Consider the following 13,933-nt stretch of genomic DNA (forward strand, 5'->3'; position numbering starts at 1 on the left):
CCGCCCGGGGCCCGCGAGAGACTGCGTCCCGCGCCGCCCGGGGCCCGCGAGAGACTGCGGCCCGCGCCGCCCGGGCCCCGGGAGGACACGCCGGACGAGTCCGACGGGTGTCGGTGCGCGCCAGTAGGCTTCTGCCCGTGCTGGACACCCTCGACGCCGCCGCGGTCCGCCGCTGGTGCGCGAGCGGGCTGGCCGCACTGAAGCGCCACCAGGGCGAGATCGACCAGCTCAACGTCTATCCGGTGCCCGACGGCGACACCGGCACCAACCTGGTGCTCACCCTCACCTCGGCGCAGCAGGCCCTCGCCATGGATCTGGACACTCTCCCGCACAGCGGGCCGACAGCGCACGGGCACGCGCTGCGGCTGATGGCCCAGGGCGCGCTGCTCGGCGCGCGGGGAAACTCCGGGGTGATCCTCTCGCAGATCCTGCGTGGTCTCGCCGACCACGTCGCCGGGGTGCCGGCGGTGCGTGGCCGGGAGTTCGCCGCCGCGCTGCGCTCCGGCACCACCGCCGCGTACACGGCGGTCTCCCGGCCGGTCGAGGGCACCCTGCTCACCGTGATCTCGGCCGCCGCCGTCGCGGCCGAAGGCGCGGACAGCGACGACCTGCCGGCGGTGGCCGGCGTCGCGGCCCGGGCGGCGGCCGAGGCGCTCGCCCGCACCCCGGAGCAGTTGCCGGCGTTGGCCCACGCTGGTGTGGTCGACGCCGGTGGCCGGGGGCTCTGCGTGCTGCTCGACGCCCTGGTCGAGGTGCTGACCGGGGAGAGCGCCGCCCGGCCCGCACCGGCACCGCGCTCCGCCCGCCCGGCGGCCACCGTCGCCCGCGAGACCGGTTCGGACGAGTACGCGTACGAGGTGCAGTTCCTGCTCGACGCCAGCGCCGAGGCGGTCGACGGGTTGCGGCGGGCCCTCGACGCCCTGGGAGACTCGCTGGTCGTCGTCGGCGACGGGCGTGAGCCGGAAGGCACCTGGAACGTGCACGTGCACGTCAACGACGTGGGCGCGGCGGTGGAGGCGGGTGTCGCCGCCGGCCGCCCGTACCGCATCTCGGTCACCCGTTTCGCCGACCAGCCGGAGTCGCCCTCGGGCCCGGTGGTGGCCGGCCGGGCCGCGGTGGTGGTGGCCACCGGTGGCGGCATCGCCGACCTGTTCGCCGCGGAGGGCGCGACCGTCGTGCCGGGCAACCCGTCCACCGGTGAGTTGCTGGACGCCGTCCGCAGCACCGGCGCGGCCCGCGTGGTGGTGCTGCCCAACGACGCCAACACCGAGGCGGTGGCGAGCGCCGCCGCCCGTGAGGCCCATCGACACGGCATCAAGGTGAGCGTGGTGCCGACCCGCTCGCCGGTGCAGGCACTGGCGGCGCTCGCGGTCCGCGACGGTGACCGCCGTTTCGAGGACGACGTGATCGCGATGGCCGAGGCGGCTGGGGCCTGCCGGTACGCCGAGGTCTGCCATGCCAGCCGGGAGGCGCTGACCGTCGCCGGCCCGTGCCGTCCCGGTGACGTGCTGGCGCTGGTGGAGGGGGAGGTGCACCTGATCGGCACCGACCTCACCGACACCTGCGCGGCGGTGGTCGACCGGATGCTCGGTGGTGGCGGCGAGATGGTCACCCTACTGGCCGGGGTGGACGCTCCGGCCGGGCTCACCGACGCCGTCCGCGCGCACGTCGCGCGACGCTGGCCGTTCGTCGAGGTGCACGCGTACCCGGGCGGCCAGCCGTTTTATCCGCTCCTGGTAGGGATCGAATGAGCGAACCAGCCACCGTGGACACTCCGCTGAAGAAGCTGGTCGGGGACAAGACAGCAAAGGCGCTGGCCTCGCACCTCGACCTGCACACCGCGGGTGACCTGGTCTACCACTTCCCCCGTCGCTACGACGAGCGCGGTGAACACACCGACATCCGCTCACTGGACGTCGGTGAGCAGGTCACCGTCATGGCCCAGGTGCAGCGCACCACTGTGCGCCCGATGCGTCAGCGACGGGGCAACCTGCTGGAGGTGACCGTCGGCGACGGCTCCGGCGGGGTGCTGACCTTGACCTTCTTCGGCAACCAGGCGTGGCGGGAGCGCGAGCTGCGCCCGGGCCGGTGGGGTCTGTTCGCCGGCAAGGTCACCGAGTTCCGCAGCAAACGGCAGCTCAACGGCCCGGAGTACGTCCTGCTCGGTGAGGGTGGCGACGGCGAGGCGGCGCTCAGCGACGACATCGAGGAGTTCGCCGGGGCGCTGATCCCGGTCTACCCGGCCGCCGCGGCCGTACCGACCTGGGTGATCGCGCGCTGCGTGCGCGTCGTACTGGACACGTTCACCCCGCCGGACGATCCACTGCCGAGCGCCGTGCGGGCCAGCCGCAAGCTGGTCGGGCTGGGCGTCGCGCTGACCGAGATCCACCGGCCGTCCAGCAAGGAGGCGCTGCACCAGGCGCGGCGGCGCCTCAAGTGGGACGAGGCTTTCGCCGTCCAGGTGACCCTGGTGCAGCGCAAGCACCGGGCTGCCGACTGGCCGGCCCGGCCCCGCCCGGCGCGCCCGGACGGGCTGTTGGAGGCCTTCGACGCCCGACTCCCGTACGAGCTGACGGCCGGTCAGCGGGAGGTCGGTGTGGAGATCGCTGCTGACCTGGCCACTCCGCACCCCATGCACCGCCTGTTGCAGGGCGAGGTGGGCTCGGGCAAGACGGTGGTGGCGCTACGGGCGATGCTCCAGGTTGTCGACGCGGGTGGGCAGGCCGCGCTGCTGGCGCCCACCGAGGTGCTGGCCGCCCAGCACCACCGCGGCATGCTCGACCTGCTCGGGCCGCTCGGGCGGGCCGGTGAGCTGGGCTCCGCCGAGCATGCCACCCGGGTCGAGCTGGTCACCGGCTCGCTCGGCGCGGCGGCCCGCCGCCGGGCGCTCGGCGAGGTGGCCAGCGGTGCCGCCGGCATCGTGCTCGGCACCCACGCCCTGCTCTACGAGGGGGTCGACTTCGCCGACCTCGGCCTGGTGGTGGTTGACGAGCAGCACCGCTTCGGCGTGGAGCAACGCGATGCCCTGCGTGCCAAGGCCGACCAGCCGCCGCACGTGCTGGTGATGACGGCCACCCCGATCCCGCGCACTGTGGCGATGACCGTCTACGGCGACCTTGAGGTCTCCACGCTCTCCCAGCTGCCCCGGGGGCGGTCGCCGATCGCCTCGCACGTGGTGCCGGCCGCCGAGAAGCCCGCCTACCTGGATCGGGCCTGGCGTCGGCTGCGCGAGGAGGTGGCCGCCGGCCACCAGGCGTACGTGGTGTGCCCGCGGATCGGGGACGGGCCGACCAGCGACGAGGAGCCGCCAGCCGAGGACGACAACGGCCGTCGGCCGCCGCTGGCGGTGACCGAGGTGGCCCCGCTGCTGGCCGAGGGTCCGTTGCTCGGCCTGCGGATCGGGGTGCTGCACGGTCGCCTGCCGGCCGACGAGAAGGACGCGGTGATGCGTTCCTTCGCGGCCGGTGACCTGGACGTGCTGGTGGCGACGACAGTGATCGAGGTCGGCGTGGACGTGCCGAACGCAACAGTGATGATCGTGCTGGACGCCGACCGGTTCGGTGTGTCCCAACTGCACCAGTTGCGGGGCCGGGTCGGCCGGGGTGCCGCCGCCGGGCTGTGCCTGCTGGTCAGCGAGGCAGCCGAGGGTTCGTCGGCGCGGGAACGGTTGGACGCTGTGGCGTCCACGAGCGACGGTTTCACGCTCGCCGAACTGGACCTGGAGCAACGCCGCGAGGGCGACGTGCTGGGTGCCACCCAGTCCGGGCACCGCTCGCACCTGCGGTTGCTGTCCCTGCGGCGCGACGCCGACCTGATCCGCGACGCCCGCGCCGAGGCGATCACCCTGATCGAGGACGACCCGGAGCTGGCCCGCAGCCCGGCACTGGCCGCGTCGGTGGCCGCACTGGTGGACGAGGACCGCGCGGAGTACCTGGAGAAGGGCTGATCAGGCGCCGGGCTGCGCCGAGTCGATCACGCAGGCCACTACATGGTTGAGGGCGCGCCGACCGGGTGGTCGACGCGCCCTCAACTGTCAGAGCGGGTTGTCTCAGGCGGTGAAGCGAACCCGACGACGACGGGCCACCACGAACAGGGCGGCACCGGCGGCCAGCAGCACCACGGCGCCGGCGATGATTCCGCCAGTGGCGGCACCGGTCAGCGGCAGAGCCGGCTCGTCCTTACCGCCACCCTGACCCGGGGTGCAGTCGGCCGGCTTCTCCCAGGCGATCGGGCTGGTGTCGTCGAGGCCCTCGGCCGCCGGCGTCACGGTCAGACCCTCGAACGCCTCGAACTCGACGACCACGGTCTTGCCCGGCTCGACGGTCCGCTTCTGCGCCTCACCCTTGTTCGGGGTCAGGGTCACCTCGAAGGCCTTGCCGTCCTCCGGGTTGGCGAAGCCGAAGATCAGCTTGTCGCAGGTGGACTCGTAGCCGGCCTGGGGCTCGCCCGGCTTGACGCAGTCCTCGGGGGTCGCCCAGGTGTAGGGCTCGCCGACCGGCTTGTCACCCTCGCTGACGGTGATCTCGCCGGCCTTGGCCGGAACCACGATGTCCTTCTTGCTCTCGCCCGGCTTGACGGTGTACGTCTCCGAGAAGCCCTTGGCCTTGACGGTGAGCTTGGCCTCGGTCGTGGCGTCCGCGCCGTTGGCGAGCGTCACCGTGACGGCGCCCTCACAGTCGGAGGCGAAGCTGGCGGTGGGGATGGACACCGCCGGCGGGGTCGTCGGCGGGGTGCTCGGCGGGGTGCTCGGGGTGGCGCTCGGCGTCGGCTCCGGCGACGGGCTGGCCGGCGGCTCATCCGTCTCGCAGGTGCCCTCGAACGTCACCTTCGCCGTGCGCGCGTTCTTCTCGGGGTAGCCGTCGTCCCAGCGGGCCTTCACGGCGAGGGTGGCCTCGGTGGCCGAGCCGGGCACCCGCTGCACGCCGGTGATCGGCGTGTTGACGTCGTACGGGTAGGAGGACTTGTCCGATGCCGCCACGATGTTGGTCACGGTGGTGTTGGCGGGGGTGAGCTCGACGCTCGCCAGCTGGAAGCTCTTCGAGGAGTAGTGGTAGACGCTCTTGACGGTCCAGTTCACCACCCACTCGCCGGTGGTGGTGTCACAGACCGCCTGGCCGCTCGGCTCGGTGTAGTGGGCGCTCGCGGGGCTCGCGATGACGCCGACGCCGGCGATGCCGATCAACGCGCCCGCGGCGATGGCCGCGACGCGCCGGAACGGAGACTTGGGAGGGTTCACGCCTGCTCCTGGTGAGGGGGGTACGGATCGCGTGGCGGAAGGCCGGGAGGCATCGTGACCGGGCAGTCACTGCTCACCGGGGCGTCGCGCGACGCGGTGGTGTTCCCGCGGCGAAAGCGGGGACAGGGGGAGACTGTACTGATGGGTGGTTAATGAGGGGAGTTCAGATCATTGCCATCCGGCAATGTAGTTGATTCGTGATCTTTGATATACCGAAGGTGTCGATCCGGTCACTGGGGACGGCCCGCGCCGCCCGGACTCCACCATGGACGCCGTGCCGTCGGGGCTGCTCAGGTGCCCCCTGTCGTCGCTGGCCGGCCCGCTCCTCGGATCCGCGCCGTGCTGACCGGGTCCGCGCCGCATCGCGTAGCGTCGCGGGCATGAGCAGGAGGAAACGGTGACCCGGATCGTGGCCGGGACGCTCGGTGGCCGGCGGATCGCCGCGCCACCCGGCGCCGGCACCCGACCCACCTCGGACCGGGTCCGGGAGGCGCTGTTCAGTGCCGTCCAGGCCGCTGTCGATCTCGACGGCGCCCGCTTCGCGGACCTGTACGCCGGCTCCGGCGCGGTCGGGCTGGAGGCGCTCTCCCGAGGTGCCCGGCACGTGTTGCTGGTCGAGTCCGACCCGCGGGCGGCCCGGGTGATCCGGGAGAACGTGGCCGCCCTCCGTGCGGGTCCGGCGGCCCGTCTGGTCACCGGCAAGGTGGCGACGGTGCTGGCCGCCGGGCCGGACGACGGGCCGTACGACGTGGTCTTCGCCGATCCGCCGTACGCAGTGCCGGACGAGGAGATCACCGCGCTGTTGGCCGCGCTGGTCGACGGCGGCTGGCTGGCGCCCGACGCGTTGGTGGTGGTGGAGCGGTCCCGCCGCACCAGGGAGTTCGACTGGGTGGAGGGGATCACCGCCGAGCGCAGTCGCCGTTACGGCGAGACCACCCTTTGGTACGGTCGCCGATCATGAGACGTGCGGTGTGCCCCGGTTCGTTCGATCCGGTCACCAACGGACACCTCGACATCATCGGGCGGGCCAGTCGGCTCTTCGACGAGGTGATCGTCGGTGTGCTGGTGAATCAGTCGAAGAGTGGCCTGTTCACCGTCGAGGAGCGCATCGAGATGCTCCGCGAGGTGACCTCGTCGTACGGCAACGTGCGGGTCGAGTCGTTCCGAGGGCTGCTGGTGGACTTCTGCCGGGCGCAGCAGGCCAGTGTGCTGATCAAGGGCCTGCGGGCGGTCAGCGACTTCGACTACGAGTTGCAGATGGCCCAGATGAACATCGGTCTGGCCGGCGTCGAGACGCTTTTCATGCCGACCAACCCGCTCTACTCGTTCCTCTCGTCGAGCCTGGTGAAGGACGTGGCCAAGTGGGGTGGCGACATCTCCGCCCACGTCCCCGACCCGGTCCGCGAAGCCCTCCAGGCCCGCCTGGGCCCCCGCCGCTGAACGGACCCTGACTCCCCTCCACCTTCGCGATCTTGCACTTGCGGTGCCCGCATCGCCTGTTTCGGCATGGTTTGACGTGACCGAAAGTGCAAGATCGGCGCGGTGGGAGCTGCGGGTGACTATGTCGCGACTCGCCGGGTTGGGGTGAGTGGGGCGGCGGTGGGGCCGGCACGACATGATTGGTGGCGCGGGGAACGGCCGTAGCCCGCATCATGGAGGTCGGCCGACGAACGACAGGAGTGAGGTAGCCGGTGGACCCGCTCGATCGCATCGAAGAACTGATCGCCATCCTGGAGCAGGCCCGCTCCGTCCCGATGTCGCGCAACAACTGCATGGTCGACCGGGGTGAGATGATCGCTGCCCTCGATGAGATGCGTGCCGATCTCCCCGCCGACCTGCGTCGCGCCGCCGCGCTCCTGGAGGAGCGGGACAAGATCATGGACGCCGGCAAGCGCGAGGCGGACCGGATCATCAGCGAGGGTGAGGCAGAACACGCCCGCCTGGTCTCGGTGAACGAGATCACCGTGTCGGCCGAGCACGAGGGCGCCCGGATCATCGGTGAGGCCCGCGCCGAGGCGCAACGCCTGCGTGAGGAGGTCGACGACTACGTCGACACCGCGCTGGCCAACTTCGAGCAGTTCCTCACCCGGGCGCTGGCCTCGATAGAGCGCGGCCGGGACAAGATGCACGCGCTGCGGGAGATCGGCACCTTCGCTGGGGATGAGGCGGAACGCCCGCTACCCTTCTGAGCGGCACCTCACCAGCCGACTTCTCAGGCGGGCGTCGCCCCCGGTTCGACGGTCGGGCGGTCGTCCAGGTAACCTTTTTTGTCGGCCTCTCACCGGCCGGAGTCTAACTATGCCCAAGCACTCGCCATCGACACTCAACCCCAGGGCGCCGCTGGTCCTCGACACGAGGGACCTGCCGCGTCGCCCTGGCGCGTTGCGTGAGGTCCAGCGGGTCGTGCCGGCACCGGCGGACCTCGGTGTGGAGTTGATCGGCGTGCCGGAGGGCGCGGACCTCGACCTCGATCTGAGGTTGCAGTCGGTGTCCGAGGGCGTGCTCGTCTCCGGGACCATCACCGGTCCCGTCCGGGGCGAGTGCGGCCGTTGCCTGCGCGAGATCAACGACTCGATGGGCGTGACGATCCAGGAGCTGTACGCGTACGAGGACAGCACCACGGACGCCACGACCGACGAGGACGAGGTGGGCCGGATGCAGGGCGATCTGATCGACCTGGAGCCGGCGCTGCGGGACGCGTTGGTGCTCACGCTGCCGACCAACCCGCTCTGCCGGGAGGACTGCCCAGGACTGTGCCCCGAATGCGGGGCGCACTGGGACGATCTGCCGGCCGACCACAGTCACCAGCAGATCGACCCGCGTTGGGCGGGCCTGTCGCAACTGACCGTTACAGAGGAGTAAGAACCGTGGCCGTCCCGAAGCGCAAGATGTCGCGCAGCAACACCCGGTCCCGCCGGGCGAACTGGAAGGCGACAGTGGTCGCGACCGTCGCGTGCCCGCAGTGCAAGTCCCCGAAGCTGCCGCACGCCGCCTGCTCCGTCTGCGGCACCTACAACGGCCGCCAGGTTCTCGAGGTCTGACCTGGACGCCGAGTGACGCCCCCGACCCCAGGTCGGGCGGCGCGCGCATCCTGGCATTCGCCCGGTGCCCCGGCTCCCTCCGACGCCGGCCGGCCCAGTCCGGCCGGCGTTCCGGTGGAGCCGGGCGCCGCGCGGATCGCCGTTGACCTCCTCGGCGGGGACGACGCTCCCGCCGTCGTGGTTGACGGCGCTCTGCGGGCCATGCGCGCCGACCCCGACCTGCATCTGCTTCTCGTCGGTCCGACCGAGGTCGCCGACGAGCTGATCGCTGCCCTCGATCCCGCGCAACGCGCCCGGATCACGGTGCGGCCCGTTCGCGATGTCGTCGGCATGGCCGACCATCCCAGCGCCGCCCGCTCCGAGAGCACCGTCCGGGCTGCGGTCACCGCCGTCCGGGACGGGACCGCCGACGCCCTGGTCTCAGCCGGCGCCACCGGCGCCACCGTCACCGCGGCCGTACTCGGCCTCGGCCGTTCGCCGGAGATCCGCCAACCCGCGCTGGCCGCCACCCTGCCCGCCGTGGCGGGGCCGGTCGTGTTGCTTGACGTCGGCGGCTCCCTGGAACCCCGCCCGGCCACCCTCGCCCGCCACGCCGTGCTCGGCGCCGCCTACGCGGCGGTGGCCCACTCGATCGCCGCGCCCCGGGTCGGGCTGCTCTCGGTCGGCACCGAGGCCGGCAAGGGCGACCGGGTCCGCCGCGCCACCGACCCCCTGCTCGCCGTCGAACCGCTGCCCGGCGGGGCGCGCTACGTCGGCCTGGTCGAGGGGTACGACGTGGCCCTCGGCGCGCGCGCCGATGTGGTCGTCACCGACGGCTTCACCGGTAACGTGCTGCTCAAGGCCATTGAGGGCGCGTACGCGATGGCCGGCGGCCCACCTGCCCAGGGCGGCGCGCCCCGCGCGGCGGCCCTGCTGGGCGTCGCGGGGACGGTGGTCGTCTGTCACGGGTCCGCCCGCGCCGACGACGTCGCCTCCGGCATAGCTCTCGCCGCCCACCTGTGGCGGCGGCGCGCCACCGATCTGGTCACCGCGTTGCTCGACCACGACGCCGCGACCGGTCGCACCGACCGCTCCACCGACACCGAGGTACGCACATGAGCAACGACAAGCGGCGGCGGGCGTCCGTCGGTCACCTGGAAGCCGCCTTCGGAGTGAGCCTGGAACCCGAGCTGCTCCAGCGCGCGTTGACCCACCGGTCGTACGCGTACGAGAACGGCGGGCTGCCGACCAACGAGCGGCTGGAGTTCCTGGGCGACTCGGTGCTCGGCGTGGTGATCACCACGGCGCTGTTCCACAACCACCCGGACCTGCCCGAGGGACAGCTGGCCAAGCTGCGGGCCAGCGTGGTCAACATGCGGGCGCTCGCCGACGTGGCCCGCGGTCTGGGCCCGGACGGCCTCGGCGCGTACCTGCTGCTCGGCAAGGGTGAGGAGACGACCGGTGGCCGGGACAAGGCGAGCATCCTCGCCGACACGCTGGAGGCGCTGCTCGGCGCGATCTACCTCCAGTACGGCCTGGACACCACGGGGATCGTCATCCACCGGCTCTTCGACCCGCTGATGGCCGAGTCGGCCGGTCGTGGGGCCGCACTGGACTGGAAGACCAGTCTTCAGGAGTTGACGGCCGCGCTCGGTCTCGGCGTACCGGAGTACCGGATCGAGGGCACCGGCCCGGACCACCTCAAGACGTTCACCGCCTGGGTGGTGGTTGCCGGCAACCGGTACGGCGGCGCGGAGGGGCGCAGCAAGAAGGAGGCCGAGCAGCGGGCCGCCGAGGCCGCCTGGCGGACGCTCGCCGAGCAGAACGGCCAGAACGGCCAGAACGGCGACGGCAGCCAGGGTGGTCAGAACGCCGACGGCGGCCAGCGTGGTCCGGTCGGCGACGATCGTCAGGACCAGCCGGCCGACCGGGACGACTCGGCCGACCGGGACGACTCGGCCGACTGCGGCGAGCCGTTCGGGCCGCTGGAGAGCGCCGAGCGGGCGGCGGAGGCAGAGCAGGCCGACCACCTGGCGCAGGCGCTGCCGGCCGGGGGCGCCGACGGCCACGAGACGGGCCGCCCGCGTGCCTGAGCTGCCCGAGGTGGAGACCGTCCGGCAGGGGGTGGCCCAGTGGGTCGTCGGCCGCCGGATCGCCTCGGTCGAGGTTCGTCATCCGCGTGCGGTCCGCCGGCACGCTCCCGGCGACGTGCACTTCGCCGACGTGCTCGCCGGCCGGACGGTGCTCGACGCCCGCCGTCGCGGCAAGTACCTGTGGCTGCCACTGGACAGCGGTGACGCGATCGTCGGGCACCTCGGCATGTCGGGTCAGCTGCTGCTCCAGCCACCCGGCACGACGGACGAGACCCACCTTCGGGTCCGGTTCCGCTTCAGCGACGACGGCCCGGAGCTGCGCTTCGTCGACCAGCGCACGTTCGGCGGGCTCTCGGTGAGCGAGGGCGGCGCCGAGTTGCCCGACGAGATCGCGCACATCGCCCGCGACCCGATGGACCCGGAGTTCTCCGACGAGGCGTTCGTCGCGGCGCTGCGCCGCCGGCACACCGAGGTGAAGCGCGCGCTGCTCGACCAGACCCTGATCTCCGGGGTGGGCAACATCTACGCCGACGAGGCGCTCTGGCGCGCCAAGCTGCACGGCGGCCGACCGACCGACGCGTTGACCGGCCCGGCCGCGCAGCGTCTGCTCGGCCACGTCCGCGACGTGCTGGCCGAGGCGATCAGCGAGGGCGGCACCAGCTTCGACGCCCTCTACGTGAACGTCAACGGCGAGAGTGGCTACTTCGACCGGGCGCTCAACGCCTACGGCCGCGAGGGCGAGCCGTGCCGCCGGTGTGGCGCGCCGATCCGCCGCGAGGCGTTCATGAACCGGTCCTCGTACAGTTGCCCGCACTGTCAGCCACGGCCCCGGGGTGCCCTTCGGGGATGACCCGGAGCCGGCTCGGGGCGATGCCGGCGGGTCGCGGCCCGTCGCTCGGGGCAGGCCCCCGGTGTACGTCCGAATCGCGGGCCGATGTCCCGCGAACGTACCCCCGCGCCCGGTCCTCTGGTTCCAGGGTGAGCCCAGGTCGATCCCCGATGTGACCGCCTCGTCACGCACCTAGCGTCAGCACCGTTGACAGGGGGTTGACGTGACAGGGGGACCCGAGATGGGCAGAAGACCGGTGACGGTGCGGCTGGCGCGGTGGAGCGCCGAGCACCCGTGGCGGGCGATCGCACTGTGGGCCGTGTTCGTGGCGGTGTGCTTCGTCGGCGGCAACGCCGCCGGACTCAACGAGGCCACCAGCGGTGACCAGGCGATCGGCGAGGCAGGGCGGGCCGGCCTGATCGTCGACGCCGCTAACTTCGACGACCCGGCCGTGGACAACGTCCTCATCACCTCCCGGGGTGGCGCGTTGGACCCGGCGGCGGCGAAGTCGGCGGCCGACGACGCGGCGGCCCGGCTGCGTACGGTCACCGGGGTTGCCGGGGTGGGCCAGCCGGTCACCGCGCGGGACGGCTCGGCGCTGCTGCTGCCGATCACCATGTCGGGTGACCCGGAGACGGCCTCGGAGCGGGTGCAGCCGTTGCGGGACGCCACCGCCTCCGTGCAGGCCGCGCACCCCGGGCTTCGCGTCGAGCAGGTCGGCGGACCGTCGATCGGTCAGGCCCTCGACGACACCCTGGGCAAGGACTTCAAGCGCGCCGAGCTGCTCAGCCTGCCGGTGACCCTGGCGATCCTGATCATCGCCTTCGGCGCGCTGATCGCGGCGAGCGTGCCGGTGCTGCTGGCCCTCTCCTCGGTCGCCGCCGCGATGGGTCTGTCCACTCTCGCCTCGCACCTGGTGCCGGCCACCGACACCACGGCACCGGTGATCCTGCTGATCGGCATGGCGGTCGGCGTCGACTACTCGCTGTTCTACATCCGTCGAGAGCGGGAGGAACGCGCCAAGGGTCGGTCCGGTCTGGACGCGGTGGAGATCGCCGCGGAGACCTCCGGGCACGCCGTCGTGGTCTCCGGCTTCGCGGTGATCATCTCGATGGCCGGGCTGCTGCTCGCCGGCGACGTGGTCTTCTCGTCCCTCGCCATCGGCTCGATCCTCGTGGTGGCCGTCGCGGTGACCGGTTCACTGACGGTCCTGCCCGCCCTGCTGGCCCGGCTCGGCCGTTGGGTGGACCGGCCCCGGGTGCCGCTGCTCTGGCGACTGACCGCGCCGCGTACCGGCCGGCACGGCGAGCCCCGCGCGCCCCGGCTGTGGCCGGCGGTGCTCAGGCCCGCGCTGCGCGCGCCGGTGGCGACGCTCATCATCTCGGTCGGGCTGCTCCTCGCGCTGGCCGCGCCGGCGCTCGGCATGAAGCTGAAGTTCCCCGGCATGGAGGACCTGCCCCGCACGACTCCGGCAATGCAGGCGTACGACCGGCTCACCACCGCCTTCCCGAGCGCCGGCACCAATCACGTGGTGGCCGTCCGGGCGCCCGCCGACCAGGCCGATCGGGTACGCACCGCCCTCACCGGCCTGTCCACCCGGGCGGCTGCCGATCCGCTGTTCGCCCCGGCCGAGGCGGACGGCCCGAAGATCGAGGTGTCGGCCGACCGGCGGGTCTCGGTGCTGGACGTCCCCACCCCGTACGCCAGTCGGGACGACCGTTCGGTGCAGTCGTTGGAGAAGCTGCGCGGGGACCTGGTCCCGGCCGAACTGCGGGGCATCCCCGGCATCGAGTACGCGGTGGGCGGGAGCGTCGCCGACAGCGAGGACTACGCCCAGCACGTCCGGGACAAGTTGCCGCTGGTCATGGGCTTCGTGCTGGTGCTGACCTTCCTGGTCATGACGTTCACCTTCCGGTCGGTGGTGATCGCGGCAAGCTCGATCGTGCTGAACCTGCTGTCCGCCGGTGCCGCGTACGGCCTGCTGGTGCTGATCTTCCAGGGCGAGTGGGCGCAGGGACTGCTCGGCTTCACCTCGATGGGCGCGATCGTGTCCTGGCTGCCGCTGTTCCTGTTCGTGGTGCTCTTCGGCCTCTCGATGGACTACCACGTCTTCGTGGTCAGTCGGATCCGCGAGGGCGTCCGGTCCGGCCTGCCCAACCGCGACGCCGTGTCGTACGGGATCACGTCGTCGGCCGGGGTGGTGACCAGTGCGGCGATCGTGATGGTCGGGGTCTTCTCGATCTTCGCGACGCTGAGCACGATCGACATGAAGCAGCTCGGCATCGGTCTGGCGGCGGCCATCCTGCTGGACGCCACCATCATCCGGGGCGTGGTGCTGCCGGCGTTGATGACCATGCTCGGCGACGCCAACTGGTGGGCCCCGCAATTCCTGCGCCCCCGCCCGGCCCCCGCCCCCACCGACCCGCCGTCCTCCGCCCCAGAGCTGGTCCCAGTGCCCTAACCACCCGCCCCGCCCCGCGCCCGTGCCCCGCGCCCGCGCCCCGCGCCCGTGCCCCGCGCCCGCGCCCCGCGCCCGCGCCCTCGCCGCCCTCCAGCCCGTCGATCTTGCAGTTTCTGTCGCGGCGAAGCGGGGCCATCCCGGCAAACCGGCAACCGGAAGTGCAAGATCGCGGGGCTGGGGCTGGGGCTGGGGCTGGGGCTGGGGCTGGGGCGGGGCGGGGCGGCGCGGGGCGGCGCGGCAGTCCCGCGTACCGGATGGCGGCCGTGCTGGGTTGGGAGCTGGCGCGGGCCGACC

At 72.6% G+C, this 13,933-nt stretch carries 11 protein-coding genes and 1 pseudogene; 11 read left to right on the plus strand and 1 reads right to left on the minus strand.

Translation table 11 applies throughout. The features are described from left to right. The first annotated feature begins 137 nt into the window (after positions 1-137). Together AB0B48_RS10665 and recG are read left to right on the plus strand one after the other, a co-directional pair. Positions 138-1,751, plus strand: coding sequence for a DAK2 domain-containing protein (locus AB0B48_RS10665; RefSeq protein ID WP_357198937.1), 1,614 nt, complete (start codon positions 138-140; stop codon positions 1,749-1,751). Continuing rightward, positions 1,748-3,946: an ATP-dependent DNA helicase RecG gene (recG, locus tag AB0B48_RS10670; protein WP_357198940.1), complete on the plus strand. Its 2,199-nt coding sequence runs from the start codon at positions 1,748-1,750 to the stop codon at positions 3,944-3,946. The genes AB0B48_RS10665 and recG overlap by 4 nt, the downstream gene beginning before the upstream one ends. Positions 3,947-4,048: 102 nt before the next feature. Here the strand turns inward: recG and AB0B48_RS10675 are convergent, their stop codons facing one another. Further along, positions 4,049-5,236, minus strand: coding sequence for an LPXTG cell wall anchor domain-containing protein (locus AB0B48_RS10675; RefSeq protein WP_357198943.1), 1,188 nt, complete (start codon positions 5,234-5,236; stop codon positions 4,049-4,051). A gap of 397 nt (positions 5,237-5,633) precedes the next feature. Between AB0B48_RS10675 and rsmD the strand changes: the two genes are divergently transcribed. The 9 genes and pseudogenes from rsmD to AB0B48_RS10720 all read left to right on the plus strand — a co-directional run bounded on the left by rsmD (position 5,634) and on the right by AB0B48_RS10720 (position 13,639). Then, on the plus strand, positions 5,634-6,197 hold the full coding sequence (rsmD, locus tag AB0B48_RS10680) for a 16S rRNA (guanine(966)-N(2))-methyltransferase RsmD (protein WP_355005268.1): 564 nt from the start codon (positions 5,634-5,636) through the stop codon (positions 6,195-6,197). Then, the gene (gene coaD / locus AB0B48_RS10685) at positions 6,194-6,676 is read left to right on the plus strand and encodes a pantetheine-phosphate adenylyltransferase (protein ID WP_030335289.1); all 483 of its coding nucleotides are present in this window, start codon (positions 6,194-6,196) and stop codon (positions 6,674-6,676) included. Before rsmD ends, coaD begins: the two co-directional genes overlap by 4 nt. A 251-nt stretch (positions 6,677-6,927) precedes the next feature. Beyond that, entirely contained in the window at positions 6,928-7,425 is a 498-nt protein-coding gene (locus AB0B48_RS10690) for a hypothetical protein (protein ID WP_355005267.1), read from the plus strand. A gap of 109 nt (positions 7,426-7,534) precedes the next feature. Beyond that, a complete protein-coding gene (locus AB0B48_RS10695; RefSeq protein ID WP_238684615.1) occupies positions 7,535-8,098 on the plus strand; it encodes a YceD family protein in 564 nt (187 codons plus the stop codon). Between the two features lie 5 nt (positions 8,099-8,103). Further along, positions 8,104-8,277 carry a 50S ribosomal protein L32 gene (gene rpmF / locus AB0B48_RS10700; protein WP_030335284.1) on the plus strand — a complete coding sequence of 58 codons (174 nt, stop codon included), beginning with the start codon at positions 8,104-8,106 and terminating at the stop codon, positions 8,275-8,277. Between the two features lie 114 nt (positions 8,278-8,391). Beyond that, positions 8,392-9,375, plus strand: a complete 984-nt coding sequence (locus tag AB0B48_RS10705) for a phosphate acyltransferase PlsX (protein ID WP_357198948.1) — start codon at positions 8,392-8,394, stop codon at positions 9,373-9,375. Next, a pseudogene (gene rnc / locus AB0B48_RS10710) lies at positions 9,372-10,079 on the plus strand (ribonuclease III); the annotation flags it as partial. The gene AB0B48_RS10705 and the pseudogene rnc, both read left to right, overlap by 4 nt. A 262-nt stretch (positions 10,080-10,341) precedes the next feature. After that, a complete protein-coding gene (mutM, locus tag AB0B48_RS10715; RefSeq protein WP_357198951.1) occupies positions 10,342-11,199 on the plus strand; it encodes a bifunctional DNA-formamidopyrimidine glycosylase/DNA-(apurinic or apyrimidinic site) lyase in 858 nt (285 codons plus the stop codon). A 220-nt stretch (positions 11,200-11,419) separates the two neighbouring features. Next, positions 11,420-13,639, plus strand: a complete 2,220-nt coding sequence (locus AB0B48_RS10720) for an MMPL family transporter (RefSeq protein WP_357198954.1) — start codon at positions 11,420-11,422, stop codon at positions 13,637-13,639. Positions 13,640-13,933 lie beyond the last annotated feature (294 nt).

The organism is Micromonospora sp. NPDC049089 (assembly GCF_040648775.1).
In the GTDB taxonomy this organism is placed as follows: Bacteria; Actinomycetota; Actinomycetes; order Mycobacteriales; family Micromonosporaceae; genus Micromonospora.

Excerpts from the sequence above, each read along its gene's own strand:
- AB0B48_RS10720 (WP_357198954.1), top strand. The coding sequence starts at position 11,420 with ATGGGCAGAAGACCGGTGACGGTGCGGCTGGCGCGGTGGAGCGCCGAG.
- recG (WP_357198940.1), top strand. The coding sequence starts at position 1,748 with ATGAGCGAACCAGCCACCGTGGACACTCCGCTGAAGAAGCTGGTCGGG.
- AB0B48_RS10695 (WP_238684615.1), top strand. The coding sequence starts at position 7,535 with ATGCCCAAGCACTCGCCATCGACACTCAACCCCAGGGCGCCGCTGGTC.
- coaD (WP_030335289.1), top strand. The coding sequence starts at position 6,194 with ATGAGACGTGCGGTGTGCCCCGGTTCGTTCGATCCGGTCACCAACGGA.